The sequence below is a fragment of the Paraburkholderia sp. BL10I2N1 genome (genome assembly GCF_004361815.1).
Lineage (GTDB): Bacteria > Pseudomonadota > Gammaproteobacteria > Burkholderiales > Burkholderiaceae > Paraburkholderia.
The window spans coordinates 1,112,988-1,131,413 of sequence record NZ_SNWA01000001.1 but is presented as its reverse complement, the minus strand read 5'-3'; the positions used below and the strand labels follow the sequence as shown (position 1 = coordinate 1,131,413).

The following is an 18,426-nucleotide window of genomic DNA, read 5'->3' as shown; positions in this document are numbered from 1 at the left end:
GCGCCACGCCGAACTGCACGGTCGTGCGGCTTTTCAGACCTTCGGGTAATCACTAACGCGACTATTGGATAATCCAGCATGGCACGGCTTGCACGTCTTTATGTTCCCGACCAGCCGCAGCACGTGATCCTGCGCGGACTCGATCAGCAGCCCGCATTCGTTGACGACCAGGATTACGAGCTCTTCGTCGACTGCCTCAAGGCGGCTTCGCGCGATCATCACCTCGCAATTCACGCTTATGTCCTGATGCCGGGCGCTGTACAACTGCTCGTCACGCCATCCGACGAGGCGAGCTTGCCGAAGGCGATGCAGGCGGTCGGCAGGCGCTACGTTGCACACTTCAACCGGCGCTATGCTCGCCGCGGCACGTTGTGGGAAGGTCGCTACCGGGCGACCGTGATAGAAGGCGAGCGCTACTTTCTGCTGGCCAGTCGCGTGGTGGAGTTGTGCCCGGTACGAACTCAACTGGTAAGTGCCCCCGAAGACTATCGATGGTCGAGTTACCGCCATCACATCGGACTCACGCTCGACAGCCTTATCACCGATCACCCGTTGTACTGGTCGCTCGGCAACACGCCGTTTGAACGGCAACGAGCGTACCGCGAGCTGTGCGAGCAGCCGATGGACGAGCGCGAGACCAATCAGCTTCAGCAAGCCACGTTAAAGGGCTGGGTGCTCGGCAGCGAGTCCTATCGCGAGTGGGCGGCGCGGGCGGCGAACCGGCGCGTGTCGCCTTTGCCGCGCGGCCGGCCCCGTAAAGTCCGCGAAACGCCGCAGACGCAATAAAGTCTTCCGGATCAACGGACTACCAGGAAACGGCATCTTCGCATGCCGTTTTCTTTTGCCCCTTTTTTGATGTGGAACCAATTAAAAATTGCTTCAATGCACCAATCTGATAATAGGGGTCGTACCGTCGACATTTATTTGCTATTCCATTGATTCGTCGCGTATATTCCGAATTCCGGCGGTCTCCGGGCGCGCGCCGCTTCGGAAGCTCGACCGCCCGCGCGGTCGAAGTTCGAGCTGCGGGCAACAAAAAATGGTTTAACGGCCGATCGGCCCCTCACAGACGGTGTCCCCATGAACGACCACCTGCAACCGACGTCTTCGGTTCCCGCCGAGCAAGGTCTGTATGACCCGCAAAACGAGCACGACGCCTGCGGCGTCGGCTTCGTTGCCCACATCAAGGGCAAAAAAAGTCACGAGATCATTCAGCAAGGCCTGAAGATTCTCGAGAACCTCGATCACCGCGGCGCAGTCGGTGCCGATCCGCTCATGGGTGACGGCGCGGGCATCCTGATCCAGATCCCCGACGGCTTTTACCGTGAGGAAATGGCAAAGCAGGGCGTGACCTTGCCGCCGGCCGGCGAATATGGCGTCGGCATGATCTTCCTGCCGAAGGAACATGCGTCGCGCCTCGCGTGCGAACAGGAACTCGAGCGTACGGTGAAGGCGGAAGGTCAGGTCGTCCTCGGCTGGCGTGACGTCCCGGTCGACCACGCAATGCCGATTTCGCCCACCGTGAAGGCCAGCGAGCCGCTGATCCGCCAGATCTTCATCGGTCGCGGCAAGGACATCATGGTCACCGACGCGCTCGAACGGAAGCTGTACGTGATCCGCAAGACCGCGAGCCACCGCATCCAGGCGCTCAAGCTCAAGCACGGCAAGGAATACTTCGTGCCGTCGATGTCGGCGCGCACGGTCGTCTACAAGGGGCTGCTGCTGGCGGGCCAGGTCGGCGTGTACTACCGCGACCTGCAGGACGAACGGGTGGTGTCGGCGCTCGCGCTCGTGCATCAGCGCTTCTCGACCAACACGTTCCCGGCGTGGGAACTGGCTCACCCGTACCGCATGATCGCCCACAACGGCGAAATCAACACGGTGAAGGGCAACGTCAACTGGCTCAACGCCCGTACCGGCGCCATCGCGAGCCACGTGCTCGGGGACGACCTGCCGAAACTCTGGCCGCTGATCTATCCGGGCCAGTCGGATACCGCATCGTTCGACAACTGCCTCGAACTGCTCGTGATGGCCGGTTATCCGCTCGTCCACGCGATGATGATGATGATCCCCGAGGCGTGGGAACAGCACACGCTGATGGACGACAACCGCCGCGCGTTCTACGAATACCACGCCGCGATGATGGAGCCGTGGGACGGCCCCGCCGCGATTGCCTTTACTGACGGCCGTCAGATCGGCGCGACGCTCGACCGTAACGGCCTGCGTCCGGCGCGCTACCTCATCACCGACGACGACCTCGTGATCATGGCGTCGGAAGCCGGCGTGCTGCCTATTCCTGAGTCGAAGATCGTCAAGAAATGGCGGCTGCAGCCGGGCAAGATGTTCCTGATCGACATGGAGCACGGCCGCATCATCGACGACAAGGAACTGAAGGACAACCTCGCGAACGCCAAGCCGTACAAGAGCTGGATCGACGCGGTCCGCATCAAGCTCGACGAGATCGAGCCGAAGGCCGAGGACGTCGTGACGGAACGCCGCGAAGCCGCTGCGCTGCTCGATCGCCAGCAGGCGTTCGGCTACACGCAGGAAGACCTCAAGTTCCTGATGGCGCCGATGGCGCAGGCCGGTGAAGAAGCCGTCGGTTCGATGGGCAACGACTCGCCGCTCGCGGTGATGTCGAGCAAGAACAAGACGCTCTATCACTACTTCAAGCAACTATTCGCACAGGTGACGAACCCGCCGATCGATCCGATTCGCGAAAACATGGTGATGTCGCTGGTGTCGTTCATCGGTCCGAAGCCGAACCTGCTCGACACGAACAACATCAACCCGCCGATGCGTCTTGAAGTGTCGCAGCCGGTGCTCGATTTCCGCGACATCGCGAAGATCCGCGCGATCGATCAGTACACGGGCGGCAAGTTCAGTTCCTATGAACTGAACATCTGCTATCCGGTGGCCTGGGGCAAGGAAGGCATCGAGGCGCGCCTCGCGTCGCTGTGCGCGGAAGCGGTCGATGCCGTCAAGTCCGGCTACAACATGCTGATCGTGTCAGACCGCAGGACGGACCGCGACAACGTCGCGATTCCGGCGCTGCTGGCTACGGCGGCGATCCACACGCACCTCGTGCAGCATGGTCTGCGCACGAGCACGGGTCTGGTCGTCGAAACCGGTTCGGCGCGTGAAACGCACCACTTCGCGCTGCTCGCCGGCTATGGCGCCGAAGCCGTGCATCCGTATCTCGCATTGGAAACACTGGCGCAACTCGCACAGGGTTTGAAGGGCGACCTGTCGGCGGACAAGGCGATCTACAACTTTACGAAGGCAGTCGGCAAGGGCCTGCAGAAGGTCATGTCGAAGATGGGTATCTCGACGTACATGTCATACACCGGCGCGCAGATTTTCGAGGCCGTCGGCCTCGCCGAAGATCTGGTGCTGAAGTACTTCCATGGCACGTCGTCGAAGGTTGGCGGCATTGGTCTCTTCGATGTGGCTGAAGAGGCGATCCGCCTGCATCGCGAAGCGTTCGGCGACAGCCCGGTGCTGGCCAACATGCTCGACGCGGGCGGCGAGTACGCGTACCGCGTGCGCGGCGAAGAGCACATGTGGACGCCGGATGCGATCGCCAAGCTGCAACACTCGGCGCGCAGCAACTCGTACCAGACGTATAAGGAATACGCACATCTGATCAACGATCAGACGAAGCGTCACATGACGTTCCGCGGCCTGTTCGAATTCAGGCTCGATCCGTCGAAGGCCATCCCGCTCGACGAAGTGGAACCCGCGAAGGAAATCGTCAAGCGCTTTGCGACGGGCGCCATGTCGCTCGGCTCGATCAGCACGGAAGCGCACGCCACGCTGGCGGTGGCGATGAACCGCATTGGCGGCAAGTCGAACACGGGCGAAGGCGGCGAGGACGAAAACCGTTATCGCAACGAGCTGCGCGGCATTCCGATCAAGAACGGCGACACGATGAAGTCGGTGATCGGTGATGAAGTGATCGTCGACATCCCGCTGAAGGACGGCGATTCGCTGCGCTCGAAGATCAAGCAGGTGGCGTCGGGGCGCTTCGGCGTGACGGCGGAGTACCTCGCGTCGGCCGACCAGATCCAGATCAAGATGGCCCAGGGCGCGAAGCCGGGCGAAGGCGGCCAGCTGCCGGGTCACAAGGTGTCCGAGTACATCGGCAAGCTGCGTTACTCGGTGCCGGGCGTCGGCCTGATTTCGCCGCCGCCGCACCACGACATCTATTCGATCGAAGATCTGGCGCAGTTGATCCACGACCTGAAGAACGCTAACTCCGCCGCGAGCATCTCGGTGAAGCTGGTGTCTGAATCGGGCGTCGGTACGGTCGCAGCCGGTGTCGCCAAGGCGAAGGCGGATCACGTCGTGATCGCCGGCCATGATGGCGGCACGGGCGCGTCGCCGCTGTCGTCGATCAAGCACGCCGGCACGCCGTGGGAACTCGGCATTGCCGAAACGCAGCAAACGCTGGTGCTGAACCAGCTGCGCGGCCGCATCCGCGTGCAGGCCGACGGCCAGATGAAGACCGGGCGCGACGTCGTGATCGGCGCGCTGCTCGGCGCGGATGAGTTCGGTTTTGCGACGGCGCCGCTCGTCGTCGAAGGCTGCATCATGATGCGCAAGTGCCATCTGAACACCTGCCCGGTCGGCGTGGCGACGCAGGATCCGGTGCTGCGTGCGAAGTTCCAGGGCCAGCCGGAACACGTCGTCAACTTCTTCTTCTTCGTTGCGGAAGAAGCGCGCGAACTCATGGCGCAACTGGGCATCCGCAAGTTCGATGACCTGATCGGCCATTCGGAACTGCTCGACATGAAGAAGGGTGTCGAACACTGGAAGGCGAGGGGGCTCGATTTCTCGCGCGTGTTCTATCAGCCGCAGGTCCCCGCGGAAGTGGCACGCAAGCACGTCGAAGTGCAGGATCACGGTCTCGACCGCGCGCTCGATCACACGCTGATCGAAAAGGCGAAGGCTTCAATCGAGAAGGGCGAGCACGTCTCGTTCATCCAGCCGGTACGCAATGTGAACCGCACGGTGGGCGCGATGCTGTCCGGCACGATCGCGAAGAAGTACGGCCACGACGGCCTGCCTGACGACACGATTCACATCCAGTTGAAGGGCACGGCGGGTCAGAGCTTTGGCGCATTCCTCGCGAAGGGTGTCACGCTGGATCTCGTCGGCGACGGCAACGACTACGTCGGCAAGGGTCTGTCGGGCGGCCGCATCATCATCCGTCCGACCAACGATTTCCGCGGCAAGTCGGAAGAAAACATCATCTGTGGCAACACGGTGATGTATGGCGCGATCGAAGGCGAATCGTTCTTCCGTGGCGTGGCAGGCGAGCGCTTCTGCGTGCGTAACTCCGGCGCGACGGCGGTTGTCGAAGGCACAGGCGACCACGGCTGCGAATACATGACGGGCGGCACGGTCATCGTGCTCGGCGAAACCGGCCGTAACTTCGCGGCTGGCATGTCGGGCGGTATCGCTTACGTGTTCGACCCGGACAACACGTTCGCCGGCAAGTGCAACAAGTCGATGGTCGCGCTCGATCCAGTGCTGCAGCAGGCCGAGCAGGAACGCACGGTCGACCGTGCACTGTGGCACACCGGCACGACCGACGAAGCGTTGCTCAAGGGGCTGATCGAACGCCACTTCCAGTTCACGGGTTCGCCGCGTGCAAAGGCGCTGCTCGAAAACTGGGATGCGTCTCGACGCCAGTTCGTGAAGGTGTTCCCGACCGAATACAAGCGCGCGCTGGGCGAAATGGGTGCGAAGAAGGCAGCAAAGGAAAGCCTCGCTGCCTGAGCTTGACCCACGGCCATCCCACGGCCACCGACGACACAACATGCGCCTGCCGCTTCACGGTGGCGGGCGCTGACTACCCCACCTGATATAGATAGAGAAGAGAACCATATGGGCAAGGCAACCGGTTTTCTCGAGTTCGAACGCCGCCACGAGGTGTACGAAGCTCCGCTCACGCGTGTGAAGCATTACAAGGAGTTCGTCGCGGCACTGTCCGACGATGAAGCGAAGGTCCAGGGCGCACGTTGCATGGACTGCGGCATTCCGTTCTGCAATAACGGCTGCCCGGTGAACAACATCATCCCGGACTTTAACGACCTGGTGTTCCATCAGGACTGGAAGAACGCGATCGAAGTGCTGCACTCGACGAACAATTTCCCGGAGTTCACGGGCCGCATCTGTCCGGCGCCGTGTGAGGCCGCCTGCACGCTTGGCATCAATGACGACCCGGTCGGCATCAAGTCGATCGAGCACGCCATCATCGACAAGGCGTGGGCCGAAGGCTGGGTCGCACCGCAGCCGCCGAATCACAAGACGGGCAAGAAGGTCGCGGTCGTCGGATCCGGCCCCGCCGGACTCGCCGTCGCGCAGCAACTCGCGCGCGCGGGGCACGATGTCACAGTGTTCGAGAAGAACGATCGTATCGGCGGCCTGCTGCGTTACGGCATCCCCGATTTCAAGCTGGAGAAATGGCTGATCGATCGTCGTATGCGTCAGATGGAAGCCGAAGGCGTGACGTTCCGCGCAAACGTGTTCGTCGGCAAGAAGGATTCGCTGCCCGTGCATATCGGCAACACGGCAAAGGAAACCATCACGCCGGACGAACTGAAGGAACAGTTCGACGCGGTCGTGATCGCTGGCGGTTCGGAAATGCCGCGCGATCTGCCGGTGCCGGGCCGCGAACTCGCGGGCATTCACTATGCGATGGAATTCCTGCCGCAGCAAAACAAGGTCAACGCCGGCGACAAGGTGGCGGACCAGCTGCTCGCGAAGGGCAAGCACGTCGTGGTGATTGGCGGTGGCGACACGGGCTCGGACTGCGTCGGCACGTCGAACCGTCATGGTGCGAAGAGCGTCACGCAGTTCGAACTTTTGCCGCAGCCGCCGGAAGAAGAGAACAAGCCACTCGTGTGGCCGTACTGGCCGGTCAAGCTGCGCACGTCGTCGTCGCATGAGGAAGGCTGCGAGCGCGATTGGGCGGTGGCGACCAAGCGGCTTGAAGGCAAGAACGGCAAGGTCGAGAAGCTGATCGCAGCGCGTGTCGAATGGAAGGACGGCAAGATGCAGGAGGTGCCGGGCTCCGAGTTCGAGATGAAGGCCGACCTCGTGCTGCTCGCAATGGGCTTCACGCAGCCGGTGTCGCCGGTGCTTGAAGCGTTCGGCGTCGACAAGGATGCGCGCGGCAATGTGCGTGCCTCGACGGAAGGCGACAAGGCGTACTACACGTCGGTGGACAAGGTGTTCACGGCGGGCGACATGCGTCGCGGCCAGTCGCTCGTCGTGTGGGCGATTCGGGAGGGCCGTCAATGTGCGCGTTCGGTCGATGCGTACCTGATGGGGCATTCGGAACTGCCGCGTTAAGTCTCCCGCCGGCGCGTGATTGCGGTAAGCGATAAAACGCGCCGGCGAACGTTTGCAGGAAGAGGTGGAGACGACAAGGCAGTACCCAAAAGCCGGGCGTCCTTAAGGACGACCCGGCTTTTTTACGTCGGTCGCGCCATGGCTCGCGCGGAAGCGGTTCGGGTTACAGTAAGGCACGCCCATCCACCGCTTTATCGACGGGAACGATGCCCATGACCGAAGGCTGGCAACGCTGCTTCATCGCGCTCGCGCCTGACGCGACGACGCGCGACGCGCTCGCCACCGTGCCGCTCGCGCCCGTGGCGCGTCGCGTGCCATACGAGCAACTGCATCTGACGGTGACGTTTATCGGCGCGCTGTCGGTGGAACGGGGCGAAGCGCTCGCGGAAGGTCTGGCGGCCAGCGCCACCTCGCTGAGCGCTACCGCCATCACGCGAATCGAGCACTGGCCGAACGCGACGCATCCGCGTCTGACCGTGGCAACGCTCGCGATGTCGGATGAATTCGTCGCGCTCGACTGGCGGATCCGGTCACTGATGCTGGATCTCGATCTGCCCGTCGATGCCCGTGCGTTCCGGCCGCATATCACCCTCGCGCGGTTCGGCCGCGAGGCCCGTGCAATCGACGGTGCGCCGCCGATGTCTGCGGATCTGGCCGCGCGATTCGAATCTCTGGTGCTGTACTCGAGCACACTTGCCCGGCATGGCGCCCGTTACAGCGCGTTGGCAAGCGTGCCACTCGTCTGAGGCGCGCGCGACGCACTGGCGGCTTGATTGATGACTCTACCGGCGGCGATAGCGTTCGAGCGTCAAGCCGTCGAGGTCGATCTCCGGCGTGCGCTGCGTAACGAGATCGGCGACTACGCGCCCCGATCCCATCGACATCGCCCATCCGGTCGACCCATGCCCAAGATTCACCCAGAGCCCGTCGATCCCGCTCGGACCGAGCAGTGGCGCACCATCGGGTGTCATCGGCCGGCGGCCCACCCAGAACTGCGCCGACGAGGGTTGCGTCGCGTGCGGAAACCAGTCGTCGAGCACCTTCATTAGCGTCTGCAGCGCCTGTTCGCGCAGTGTCGTCTGACGGTTGCCGAGTTCCGCCGTCCCCGCTACGCGCAGGTTTGGGCCAAAGCGCGTGATCGCGGTTTTCAGCGATTCGTCCATCAGTGCGGCGTGGGGTGCCTTCTGATCGTCGGTGACAGGCAGCGTGGCCGAATAGCCCTTCACCGGATAGAGCGGCACCCGCACGCCAAGCGGCGCAAGCAGGTCCGCACTGTCGACACCCAGCGCGACGACGACCGCTCCCGCCGGCAGTGTCTCGCTGCCACGCTCGCTGTGGATGCGGACTCCGCGCGCCGATCCACCCTGCACATCCAGACCGGACACGCGTGTGTCGAAGCGAAACTTCACGCCGTTACGTTCGCAGATTGCGCGCAGTTCGCGGGTGAAGCGCGCGCAGTCGCCGGCTTCGTCGTCGGGCAGATAGAGCCCCGCGAGCGGCGCGTTGCGCGCCCAGCGTAGCCCCGGCTCGATCTGCTCGCATTCCCGTGCGCTGACTTCGCGATGCGCGATACCCGCGTCACGCAGGATGGCCAGCGCCGGTTGCGCGAGTTCGACGTCGTACTCACTGCGGAACAGCTGCAGATAACCCTGGCTGCGCCCGTAGTCGAACGGATAACAGGCGCGGAATTGATGCAGACACGCACGGCTGTAGTACGCGATGCGTTGCATCCGCTGCTTGTTCACGCGAAACCGCGCGAGATCACATTCGCGCAGCCACCGCGCGATCCAGCGCCACTGCGCCGGGTCGAGTGCGGGCCGGAAGATCAACGGGGACGCGGGCTTGAACAGGTACTTCAGGATTTTCGTGGGCATGCCCGGCGCGGCCCATGGCGTGACGTACCCAGGCGCGATCACCCCTGCGTTGCCGAAACTGGTTGCCAGGGCAACATCGGGCTCGCGTTCGACGACGGTGACGTCGCACCCCTGCTCGCGCAGATAGAAGGCGGTAGCGACGCCGATTACGCCTGCGCCGAGAACAATCGTATTCATTTCGGTGATGCTGGTTTCAGGAAGCGGCCGAGGTCGGCAACGCCACGGCAAGCGATTTGCCCTTCGTCTCCGGCAGGCACAGCGCGGCGACGATCACGAGCAGATAGCCCGAGCCGGCGACGATGCCCATCGCTTTCACAAGGGTCATCGTTTGCGACAGGGTGCCGACCAGAATCGGGAAGAACGAGCCGAGGCCACGCCCCAGGTTATAGCAGAAGCCCTGGCCGGAGCCGCGAATCGCGTTCGGGTACAGCTCCGACAGATACGCGCCGACGCCCGCGAAAATCCCCTGCACCACGATGCCGAGCGGAAAACCGAGCGCAAGCATCATGGCGTCGGTGACGGGCAGCATCGTGTAGACCATGCCGAGCACGAACGAGCCGACCGCAAACAGGATGAACGACGCGCGCCGCCCGATCCTGTCCGACAGGATCGCACCGACGATGTAGCCGGTGAACGAGCCGGCGATCAGCACGATCAGATAGCCGCTCGTGTTGAACACTGAAAGATGGCGCACCGTTTTCAGATAGGTCGGCAGCCATGTGGTGATCGCGTAATAGCCGCCGAGCATGCCCGTGCACAGGATGCTGCCGAGCAACGTGGTCTTCAGATGCGGGGAAGCGAAGATCTCGAGGAAGTGCGACGTGTCGAAGCCGCTTTCACGGGCGCGGCGGGTCGCGACGTAGATTTCCGGATCGCTCACGTTGCGGCGAATGTAGATGATCCACAGCGCAGGCAGCAGGCCGACCCAGAAGCACGCACGCCACGCGTACTGCTCCGGCAGCAACGCGAAGGAAGCCCAGTAGATGATCGCCGCGGCCGCCCAGCCGAACGACCAGCTGCTCTGCACGGTGCCGACCGCTTTCGCACGATGCTGCGGCGAGCGGATTGTCTCCGCCATCATGATCGTCACGACCGACCACTCTCCGCCGAAGCCGATGCCCTGCAGCGTCCGCGTCGTCAGCAATTGCCAGAAAGAGTTCGTAAAGCCGGACAGGCAGGTAAACACGGCAAAGGTGGCGATGGTCCACTGCAGCACGCGCACACGGCCGTAACGGTCCGCAAGAATCCCGGCCAGCCAGCCGCCTATCGCCGACGAAATCAGCGAACTGGTCGCGATCATGCCCGCCTGGCTCTTCGTCATGCCCCACGTGGCGATCAGTGTCGGGATCAGGAACGAGTAGATCATGAAGTCGAACGCATCGACCGCATAGCCACCGAAGCCGGCGTATAGCGTGCGGCGCTCGCGCGTGGTCAGCTCCGTGAACCATTGAAATGACCGCATCGGGTCTCCTTTTTGTTCGGTGGCGTGGTTCGTGGGGGCGGCGCGCGCCGCAAACTGGTGCGTATTTTACGGCGCGGTAATACAGCGAGCCAGCCGGAATAAAAAGATGGTTGCGGTTGCAATGGGCGGCGCGGCGGCACGCACTTTCCAATCCTTACCGTTCCCTACCTTGTAACCCTGTGGTTTATGACCCCCGTTACACTCCGGCGCGACGTGGATCATCCGCACCCTTCGATATCCCTTCGGCTACCCCGCCCCTTACCGAAACGTTCAATGGATTTCATCGCGAAAGATCGCCTGCCTTCCAGGCCCCGTGTGGCATCGCGCTACCCGGATTCAGGACCGAAGCCCATGGTCGAAATGCGCCGCAGCTTCCTGCGGGGAACGGCCGGCATCGTGTTGATGTCGGGGTTCGGCAGCATGATGCTGACCGCGTGTGGCGGCGGACCGGTCGAGATGGTGGCGACGCCGCGTCTCGCCTCGGTCGACAATTTCCGCGACGTGGCGGGCACCGGCGATGGCTATCCGACCGTCGACGGCCACCGTGTGCGGCGTGGCATGTTCTACCGCTCGAATGTGCTTGCGTTGAGCGCCGCCGACGAGGCCGCGCTGGACGTCCTGGGTATCGTCGCCGTGTACGACCTGCGCACGCCAGGAGAGCTTGCGAGCGTGCCGGACGTGCTGCCTTTGCGCGCCACGTACGTGACAATCAATATTGCCGGCACGGATAGCGTGCAACTCCCGCAGTTCGCCACGCCGGCCGACGCAGTCGCGCTGAAAGAAAGCACGGAGCGCTCATACGTTACCGGCGCCGCGCCGCGAGCAGGTTTTCGCATGTTGTTGACGGATCTTGCGAACACGCCGGGCGCGCAGCTTTTTCACGACGCGACGGGCGCCGACGCCACCGGCTGGGTAGCGGCCATGTTGCTCAGCATCGCGAACGTGCCGTTCGACGTGATCATGGAAGACTATCTTTTGACGAACACGGTCGCGGCGGCGTCGATCCAGTCGAATCTCGATACGGTGCGCGCGCAGCAGGGCGATACCGTCGCTGCCAACGAAGCACCGCTTTTCAACGTACAGGCGAGCTTTCTGCAGGCAGGCTTCGATCAGGTGCAGGCGAGCTACGGCACGATGGCGAACTATCTGACACAAGGTCTAGGGCTGTCGCAGGAGACCATCGATGCGTTGCGCGACAAACTCGTTGTCTGAGCGCGTAGGGCAGGAGCGTGGCAGGAGCGTGACGGATGCGCGGCGCTCAAAAAGAGTGGCCCGCTCTCATGGAAGCAGGAGCGGGCCGAAGTGGCCTCGAGAGAGCCAGGGGCGACTATAGTCGTCCGATTGCCTGACTCGCTCCTCCGGTAAGGCGGCGTAAGCGGTGCGCATGCACCGTCCGCACGGGCGTTGCACCTACCGCTGCCCGTGCTCGATCGGCAATGCAATCTGCACGCGCAACCCACCTCCCGGATGATTGCTTACATCGCAGCGGCCGCCGCGGTCGTGCGCAAGACGCGAGACGATCGCGAGTCCAAGTCCGCAATGTCCCTCGCCACCGCGCGCGGCGTCCAGCCGCACGAACGGCTTCATCGCCGCGGCGATCCGGTCTTCCGGAATCCCGGGGCCGTGATCGCGCACGGCGACGATCCAGTGGTTGCCGTCGCGCGCCGTTTCGATTTCGACGGGCGGTGCGCCGTGTTCGAGCGCATTGTCGACGAGGTTCGTGACGAGCCGGTCGAACAGTGTGCGCGGCAAGGTGAACTCCGGCCCGGCATGCAGGTTCAGCGTAAAGAGCGGAGCGTCCGTGCTGTCCGTCGCCGGGAACTGCTCACGCAGAAACGCCTCGACGGCAACGGGCGGTCCCTTGTCGACGGATTGCCCGGCAAACTCGAGGAACTGCTGCACGATGTTGGACAGCGAATCGACGTCGCGAATGAAGCCCGCCCGCTCGCGCTCGGCGATCGACACGCTCGCGCGCAGCTTGAGGCGGGTCAGCGGCGCTTTCAGGTCGTGGGCGACGCCGGCCAGCATCACGGCCTGGTCGTCGTCGGCTTCGTTCAGGCGCCGCATCATGTCGTTGAACGCGCCGATCAGGTCGCGCAGTTCGCGGGGGCCCTGTTCGGTGACCGGCACGGGGCGGCCGCCCGAGCCGAACGCACGGGCCGCTCGCGCAACGCGCGACAGCGGCCGCTGCATCTGCCACGCCACCAGCAGCGAGAGGATCAGCGCCGCCAGCAACATCGAGACGGTTTCGATCAGAAAGCGCGGCCGGGGCGGAATATCCACGGGCACGACTATCCACATCGATTTGCCCGGATAGCGCACCCACAGACGCGGCGGCCGGGCGTCATCGACGGCGATTTCGCTACCGGGCGGCAGTTTGGCGCGCAGGTGGCGGCTCAGGTCGATCAATGGCGGATCGGTAGGCTCGCTTAGATGCACGGTCGAAGGCATGTTCCACGTCGGCACCGTATGCACCCGCATTGCGGGCGCGAGATCGGCGCCGCTCACCGCTTCGCCGTTCGCGGCCTGCAGGACGAGCAGAATGCCGCGCGCGAAACCGTCGACCTCGTGGTGCGGCGGCTGCATCACGATCAGCACGAACCAGCCCGCCTGGATGGCGAGCAGCACCGCTGCCGACAGTAGAGCCATCCTGCCGAACAGCGTGTTCAGCGGATTCCTCATGTGCCGATTGCGGCCTCGGCGAACGAGGTGCCTTCAGCGTCGGGCACGAACACATAGCCCTTGCCGCGCACGGTCTGCACGTAGCACGGATTCGACGGGTCGTCCTCGATCACGCGGCGCAGTCGCCAGATGGGCACATCGAGACTGCGATCGCGAAAGGCGAGGTCGTCGCGGTGCACGAGATCGTGGATCAGTACACGCGAGAGCACCTTGTACGGATTGTTGACGAAGATCTTCAGGAGCGCGAATTCGCTGTCGCGCAACGCGAGCCGGTTGCCGTCGCGCAGCAGGGTGCGCGTCGTGAAGTCGAGTTCGAACGGACCGAAGCTGAAACGCTTGCGGGCCTCCGGTGCGCTTGTCGTGGCCGGCCCGCGCCGGCGCAGCACGGTATGGATGCGCGCCAGAAGTTCGCGGGGGTCGAAGGGCTTCGTCAGATAATCGTCGGCGCCGAGCGACAGACCGACGATGCGATCCGCGACCGTGCCGCGCGCGGTGACGAAAATGACCGGGATGTCGTCGCCCGCGGCGCGCAGCGCGGTGAGCGCGCGCAGGCCGTCGGTGTCCGGCATCATGATGTCGAGCACGACGACCGACGGGCGTTCGCGTTCGAGCCGCCGCTGCAGATGGGTGCCGTCATGCAGCACGGATGCATCAAGCCCGTTCGATTGCAGGAAGCGGCAAAGCAGATCGCGTACGACCGGGTCGTCGTCGACGATTAGGACCTGTGGATTCATCGCGAAATTCTAGACCGGCGAGCGAATTTCGAGGTAACAGTTTTCCTTACCAACACTTACGACGCTCCGTCAATCGTCGTACGAAATCCTTCCCGGGAAAGATTTGGGAGCTACCCGAAACGGCTCGTAAGCACCGGCGAAAAGCACGCGTTCCTTCCTGCTTCGCGCCCGCACTCGGGGCGGGATGATTCGTCACGCAGTACGTTCCTGCTGCCACATGGGTTTCCGCGAACCTGCGGATGCCCGGTACGCGGCGCTCCCTCTGAACGACACGTGACACGCGAGGCTTACCATGACCATTCAAGGCAATTTCAAGGCGCCCAGCATTCCATCGCTGAAGCCGGCCACACGCCCAACCGGGAAGCCGTCGGGCGAAAGCACGACCGCTACCCGACCCACTACCCCCGAATCCAGCACGCCGGCGCCGACCTTGCCGACCGGTCTTGTCGGCAATCACGTCGATACGACGGCCTGAGATTACCGGTGCGCGACGTGCGATTTGCAAAATCCCTCAACCGATGCGCGTGCATGGCCGCATGGCTGGCGCTTGGCGCGACGCTGCTGCCGCTAGGCGGCTGCGCCGTTGCCGCGTTGCCGTGCCGCCTGAGCGCGGCCACGCTGAAAATCGTGCCCGTGGTGGGCCACGCCGCAGCGGTGCCGTTCGATGCGTGCGCAGCAGCCATCGACTGAACGATGAACACCCGACTGTCCGTCCGTATCGCTCTGCTGCTCGCGGGGATCTTGTGCGTCGCGACCCTCTCGAGCGCTCATGAGCCGGAGCCTCCGGCGAAGTCCCATCGAAGCCCGGCGAAGTCCGCGATGCTGGATGCGCGCAAGCGCATCAAGGACGAGCCCTTCGCATTTCGCGGAATTCCGCTTGGCATTACGCTCGATTCGTTTCGCGCCAACCAGCCGGTCCGCGCGACCCCGCCCGGCAGCGTGCCGGTCTGCGAGACTGACGTGATGGCGGGCGCGCTCGGCATGGGCTTGAAGACGGACAACAGTCTCACCGTCGCCTGCCGTTGGGCGCACCGGTCGGACGAGAGTTGGCAACTGTCGCGCGCGGTCGTCGATGGCGCGCCGGCGCAGGATCACGTGCTGCGCTTCGCACGGGCGGCCGGAGAAACGTCGTTCCGCCTGTACGAGATCTCGTTCGTCGTCGACGAGCTCACGGCGAACGACCTGCGCGCGGCGCTCGCAGACCGCTACGGCGCGCCGCGGATGCCAGCGCGTGCTGTGTCGTCTGCCGAAGCGGTTTCGGCGGGCGCAGCGATGCCGGTCTACGTGTGGGAGAACGCGGTGAGTTCGATCACGCTGTGTTTTCTGCCAGGAACGCGCAACGGCACGCTCACTTACCTGCTGAAAGACCCGGCCGCGTGGGTCAAGTCGGTTGCGCGGCAATGGCAGGCCAGCAGCCCGGACGCGGGTTGAAGCCTGGTTTGCTTTCTTCCGGCTCCGATGTTCACCATAGATCGGGACTACCCATGATTCCACTTCGTCTCATTGCGGCCATCCTCGCGACGACGTCCTGCGCCGCGTGCGTCAGTCCGCCCCAATCGATCGTCGATACGCCGATGACGCCGCCGCTCGCGTCCGCGCCGCTTAACGTCAACTCGCAGGGCGCGATCTATCAGGCGGGCAATTCGCTGCTGTTCTACGAAACGCCGCGCGCGCAACGCATCGGCGACGTGCTCACGATCCGACTGTCGGAGGCTTACACCGGAAGCAACAGCGCGAACGCATCCGCGAGCCGCGCGAGTGAAATCACGGCCGAGGCGGCCGACAAATCGACGGGCACCGCCGCCCGGCTCGCCAGACTTTTCAACATCGGCTCGGCGGCCACGACGTTCAACGGGAAAGGCGCGATCTCCGATACGAACGGCATGACCGGCACGCTGGCCGTCACGGTGATAGGCACGATGCCGACCGGCAATCTCGTCGTGTCGGGAGAAAAGCTGATCGCGATGGGTGGCAACAACGATCGCCTGAGGCTGTCGGGCATCGTCAATCCGAAGGACATCGAAGCCGGCAACTATGTCGCGTCGAGCAAGGTTGCCAATGCGCGCATCGAACAGGCAGGGGTGGGCATGCTGGCCGATTCGACGACGATGGGCTGGCTGCAGCGACTCTTCATGAGCGTGCTGACGTTCTGATGCATTTCGCGTGCGCAGCACGCGAGAGGCGCACGCACGGGCGCGCTTCAGGGGGTAGCCTGGATGCTGGGGGACGCCGGCATGCAGCGCTCGGCCGCGCCGATCTCGCCGTCCGGCACGAAGACGTAGCCCTGTCCCCACACGGTCTGCACGTAGCGCGGCTCCGACGGGTCGATTTCGATCAGCCGCCGCAGACGCCAGATCGACACATCGAGGCTCCGGTTCCGGTGCTCGGAACTGCTGCCGTGAAGCTTCTCCAGCAATTGCGCGCGGGTCAGCACGGTCATCGCGTGAGTGACGAATATCTTTAGCATGGCGAACTCGCTGGAGCGCAGCGGGATGCGTTCGCCGTCGTGACGCAACTCGCGCGCCGGGAAGTTGATCTCGAAACGTCCGAAGCGATACGGCGCCCGCTGCTCGGGTGCCGCGCCCGACAGCGGCACGATGCCGCGACGTCGCAGCACCGTGCGGATGCGCGCGACCAGCTCGCTCGGATCGAACGGCTTGCCGAGATAGTCGTCGGCGCCGAGTTCGAGGCCGATGACGCGATCGATCACATCGGCGCGCGCAGTCAGCAGGATCACCGGAATCTCGTCGCCGGCGATGCGCAGTGTGCGCAGCGCGCTGATGCCGTCCAGCTCCGGCATCATGATGTCGAGCACCACGAGGTCCGGCCGCTCGACCTGCAGGCGACGTTGCAGACCCATGCCGTGATGCAGCACCGACACCGCATAGCCGCGCGATTGCAGATACTCACGCACGAGGTCGCGGACCACCGGGTCGTCGTCGACAATCAGGATATGTTTGCTCATGCGGCCGATATTAAGGATTGATCGCAGCGCAGGAAAGCGCGCAGTGCTTTCCAAATCTTTCCAGCGTGAGCGGCGCGGAAAGTTTTAGCCTGGGCGGGCCAGGGTCAGTTGGCCTGCGAAGTCTGGACCGTCTCGGGCGGGAGGTCGTGTTGATCGACCACCATCCGGTCGATCAATCCGGTCAGCTTGGTGGTTGCGTTCGAGAAACGGTCAAGGCCGAGGCCGCCGGTTTCGTAACGGGCAGTGACGAGAATGCGGCCACGCTGCAGCAGCGTGAGATCGATCATCGAAAGATAGGCCTTCGGTTCGTCAGAGAATGAACGGCGCCCGTAATCGATGGCTGCGTTGTAGACGAGCTGCGCCTCGCAACTCGACGGCGAGGTGCCCGGGTAATAGACGTTGGACTCTACGCCGCGCCGCTGGAGTGCCAGTTGCAGGGCAGGCACGAAATCGCTGACCGAAACGGTCGAATTCAACTCAATGCAGATCGAGCGCAGCGAAGCAGGGCGTCCATTGATGAAGGTCGGCGACGAATAGTTTCCCGCGATCGCGTAGCCCGCCTGGATCACCGAGCCGGTGGCGTCGGCGGCGGTGATCAGTGTCCACGCGCAGCCGTTCAGCCCTAGCGCCAGCGATGCGGCGAGCGCGAAGCTCGCGCCCCGCCGGCGCAGGGCAGCGCGTGCAAGCGGGGCACGTGCGGTCGCGAGGCGGGCGCGAATGGCGATGGCGGGCATGGATGCAATAGGGTCGGAGCCGGCTGGGAGCACGCGTGCGGCCGCGCGTTAACGCGTGATGTGTAGACGCAGTTCGTTCGGCGCAACGACGCTCGCGGTCACGGAGACGCGGCGGTCCATGCCCGTCACGACGAAGTGCTGGCGCGTCGGCGTGTTGACGTCGTGGATCACGTTCGGCAGGCACGCGGCGATGTCCGCGCCCATTTCTTCGAGCGGATCGTTGATGACGCCATCGGCCGGCCAGTGCGCGCGCCAGTGGCAGTCGAACGTGTTGGTGGTCGTGCGGCAATCTTCCGCCGCGGCAACGCCTGGCAACCGGGCGGTAGGCTCGCTGCGCAAGTGGTTGAAATCGGAGGCGGCGACGATCTGTTTGAGCGCCGGGCAGACATCGGCCGATTCGGTCGCGAGCGCGCCGTGCGCCACCGACAGCAGCAACGCTGCCGCACCCAGCGCAGCGGCTTGACGTGCGAAGGTGAAGCGGCTCGCGCGTTCGAAACGGTGGGGCAGAAGATTGGAGCGGCGGTCGAGTGACATATGCGGAATCCGGTAACGAGTGATGTGGCAGCGTGCGGCGCGCGATGGCCTGCGCGCATGCCAATACTCGCTCCACTGC

Annotated in this window: 16 protein-coding genes; 9 read left to right on the top strand and 7 right to left on the bottom strand. The window is 64.0% G+C overall.

Going from position 1 to position 18,426, the window contains the following annotated elements; genetic code table 11:
* Window positions 1-78 precede the first annotated feature (78 nt).
* From B0G77_RS05295 to thpR, 4 genes are all read left to right on the top strand, one after another.
* The gene (locus B0G77_RS05295; RefSeq protein WP_133661180.1) at window positions 79-786 is read left to right on the top strand and encodes a transposase; all 708 of its coding nucleotides are present in this window, start codon (window positions 79-81) and stop codon (window positions 784-786) included.
* A 294-nt stretch (window positions 787-1,080) separates the two neighbouring features.
* Window positions 1,081-5,784, top strand: a complete 4,704-nt coding sequence (locus tag B0G77_RS05290) for a glutamate synthase-related protein (RefSeq protein WP_133661179.1) — start codon at window positions 1,081-1,083, stop codon at window positions 5,782-5,784.
* A 108-nt stretch (window positions 5,785-5,892) separates the two neighbouring features.
* The gene (locus tag B0G77_RS05285) at window positions 5,893-7,362 is read left to right on the top strand and encodes a glutamate synthase subunit beta (RefSeq protein ID WP_133661178.1); all 1,470 of its coding nucleotides are present in this window, start codon (window positions 5,893-5,895) and stop codon (window positions 7,360-7,362) included.
* 212 nt (window positions 7,363-7,574) lie between these two features.
* The gene (thpR, locus tag B0G77_RS05280) at window positions 7,575-8,108 is read left to right on the top strand and encodes an RNA 2',3'-cyclic phosphodiesterase (protein WP_243750933.1); all 534 of its coding nucleotides are present in this window, start codon (window positions 7,575-7,577) and stop codon (window positions 8,106-8,108) included.
* A 36-nt stretch (window positions 8,109-8,144) separates the two neighbouring features.
* On the opposite strand, the gene B0G77_RS05275 is transcribed toward thpR, so the two are convergent.
* On the bottom strand, window positions 8,145-9,413 hold the full coding sequence (locus B0G77_RS05275) for a D-amino acid dehydrogenase (protein ID WP_133661176.1): 1,269 nt from the start codon (window positions 9,411-9,413) through the stop codon (window positions 8,145-8,147).
* Between the two features lie 16 nt (window positions 9,414-9,429).
* Window positions 9,430-10,698 carry an MFS transporter gene (locus tag B0G77_RS05270; protein WP_133661175.1) on the bottom strand — a complete coding sequence of 423 codons (1,269 nt, stop codon included), beginning with the start codon at window positions 10,696-10,698 and terminating at the stop codon, window positions 9,430-9,432.
* A 351-nt stretch (window positions 10,699-11,049) separates the two neighbouring features.
* On the opposite strand from B0G77_RS05270, the gene B0G77_RS05265 reads away from it, so the two are divergent.
* Window positions 11,050-11,910, top strand: coding sequence for a tyrosine-protein phosphatase (locus B0G77_RS05265; RefSeq protein WP_243750932.1), 861 nt, complete (start codon window positions 11,050-11,052; stop codon window positions 11,908-11,910).
* Window positions 11,911-12,108: 198 nt separating this feature from the next.
* On the opposite strand, the gene B0G77_RS05260 is transcribed toward B0G77_RS05265, so the two are convergent.
* Entirely contained in the window at window positions 12,109-13,380 is a 1,272-nt protein-coding gene (locus B0G77_RS05260) for an ATP-binding protein (protein ID WP_133661173.1), read from the bottom strand.
* Window positions 13,377-14,114, bottom strand: coding sequence for a response regulator (locus tag B0G77_RS05255; protein WP_133661172.1), 738 nt, complete (start codon window positions 14,112-14,114; stop codon window positions 13,377-13,379). The genes B0G77_RS05260 and B0G77_RS05255 overlap by 4 nt, the downstream gene beginning before the upstream one ends.
* 292 nt (window positions 14,115-14,406) lie before the next feature.
* Between B0G77_RS05255 and B0G77_RS05250 the strand changes: the two genes are divergently transcribed.
* The 4 genes from B0G77_RS05250 to B0G77_RS05240 are packed head-to-tail and all read left to right on the top strand — an operon-like array spanning window position 14,407 to window position 16,267.
* Entirely contained in the window at window positions 14,407-14,589 is a 183-nt protein-coding gene (locus tag B0G77_RS05250; RefSeq protein ID WP_133661171.1) for a hypothetical protein, read from the top strand.
* A gap of 53 nt (window positions 14,590-14,642) precedes the next feature.
* Entirely contained in the window at window positions 14,643-14,804 is a 162-nt protein-coding gene (locus B0G77_RS43080) for a DUF6726 family protein (protein WP_166656118.1), read from the top strand.
* A 3-nt stretch (window positions 14,805-14,807) separates the two neighbouring features.
* Window positions 14,808-15,545, top strand: a complete 738-nt coding sequence (locus B0G77_RS05245; protein WP_133661170.1) for a hypothetical protein — start codon at window positions 14,808-14,810, stop codon at window positions 15,543-15,545.
* Window positions 15,546-15,598: 53 nt separating this feature from the next.
* The gene (locus tag B0G77_RS05240; RefSeq protein ID WP_133661169.1) at window positions 15,599-16,267 is read left to right on the top strand and encodes a flagellar basal body L-ring protein FlgH; all 669 of its coding nucleotides are present in this window, start codon (window positions 15,599-15,601) and stop codon (window positions 16,265-16,267) included.
* 47 nt (window positions 16,268-16,314) lie between these two features.
* On the opposite strand, the gene B0G77_RS05235 is transcribed toward B0G77_RS05240, so the two are convergent.
* The 3 genes from B0G77_RS05235 to B0G77_RS05225 form a co-directional block, all read right to left on the bottom strand.
* Window positions 16,315-17,079, bottom strand: coding sequence for a response regulator (locus B0G77_RS05235; RefSeq protein ID WP_133661168.1), 765 nt, complete (start codon window positions 17,077-17,079; stop codon window positions 16,315-16,317).
* A gap of 104 nt (window positions 17,080-17,183) precedes the next feature.
* On the bottom strand, window positions 17,184-17,813 hold the full coding sequence (locus B0G77_RS05230) for a hypothetical protein (RefSeq protein ID WP_133661167.1): 630 nt from the start codon (window positions 17,811-17,813) through the stop codon (window positions 17,184-17,186).
* Window positions 17,814-17,861: 48 nt separating this feature from the next.
* On the bottom strand, window positions 17,862-18,347 hold the full coding sequence (locus B0G77_RS05225; protein ID WP_208116398.1) for a hypothetical protein: 486 nt from the start codon (window positions 18,345-18,347) through the stop codon (window positions 17,862-17,864).
* Window positions 18,348-18,426: the final 79 nt, after the last annotated feature.

What these genes read in the sequence shown, in the direction of transcription:
- B0G77_RS05295 (WP_133661180.1), top strand. Translation starts at nt 79, where the DNA reads ATGGCACGGCTTGCACGTCTTTATGTTCCCGACCAGCCGCAGCACGTG.
- B0G77_RS05290 (WP_133661179.1), top strand. Translation starts at nt 1,081, where the DNA reads ATGAACGACCACCTGCAACCGACGTCTTCGGTTCCCGCCGAGCAAGGT.
- B0G77_RS05285 (WP_133661178.1), top strand. Translation starts at nt 5,893, where the DNA reads ATGGGCAAGGCAACCGGTTTTCTCGAGTTCGAACGCCGCCACGAGGTG.
- thpR (WP_243750933.1), top strand. Translation starts at nt 7,575, where the DNA reads ATGACCGAAGGCTGGCAACGCTGCTTCATCGCGCTCGCGCCTGACGCG.
- B0G77_RS05275 (WP_133661176.1), bottom strand. Translation starts at nt 9,413, where the DNA reads ATGAATACGATTGTTCTCGGCGCAGGCGTAATCGGCGTCGCTACCGCC.
- B0G77_RS05270 (WP_133661175.1), bottom strand. Translation starts at nt 10,698, where the DNA reads ATGCGGTCATTTCAATGGTTCACGGAGCTGACCACGCGCGAGCGCCGC.
- B0G77_RS05265 (WP_243750932.1), top strand. Translation starts at nt 11,050, where the DNA reads ATGGTCGAAATGCGCCGCAGCTTCCTGCGGGGAACGGCCGGCATCGTG.
- B0G77_RS05260 (WP_133661173.1), bottom strand. Translation starts at nt 13,380, where the DNA reads ATGAGGAATCCGCTGAACACGCTGTTCGGCAGGATGGCTCTACTGTCG.
- B0G77_RS05255 (WP_133661172.1), bottom strand. Translation starts at nt 14,114, where the DNA reads ATGAATCCACAGGTCCTAATCGTCGACGACGACCCGGTCGTACGCGAT.
- B0G77_RS05250 (WP_133661171.1), top strand. Translation starts at nt 14,407, where the DNA reads ATGACCATTCAAGGCAATTTCAAGGCGCCCAGCATTCCATCGCTGAAG.
- B0G77_RS43080 (WP_166656118.1), top strand. Translation starts at nt 14,643, where the DNA reads ATGGCCGCATGGCTGGCGCTTGGCGCGACGCTGCTGCCGCTAGGCGGC.
- B0G77_RS05245 (WP_133661170.1), top strand. Translation starts at nt 14,808, where the DNA reads ATGAACACCCGACTGTCCGTCCGTATCGCTCTGCTGCTCGCGGGGATC.
- B0G77_RS05240 (WP_133661169.1), top strand. Translation starts at nt 15,599, where the DNA reads ATGATTCCACTTCGTCTCATTGCGGCCATCCTCGCGACGACGTCCTGC.
- B0G77_RS05235 (WP_133661168.1), bottom strand. Translation starts at nt 17,079, where the DNA reads ATGAGCAAACATATCCTGATTGTCGACGACGACCCGGTGGTCCGCGAC.
- B0G77_RS05230 (WP_133661167.1), bottom strand. Translation starts at nt 17,813, where the DNA reads ATGCCCGCCATCGCCATTCGCGCCCGCCTCGCGACCGCACGTGCCCCG.
- B0G77_RS05225 (WP_208116398.1), bottom strand. Translation starts at nt 18,347, where the DNA reads ATGTCACTCGACCGCCGCTCCAATCTTCTGCCCCACCGTTTCGAACGC.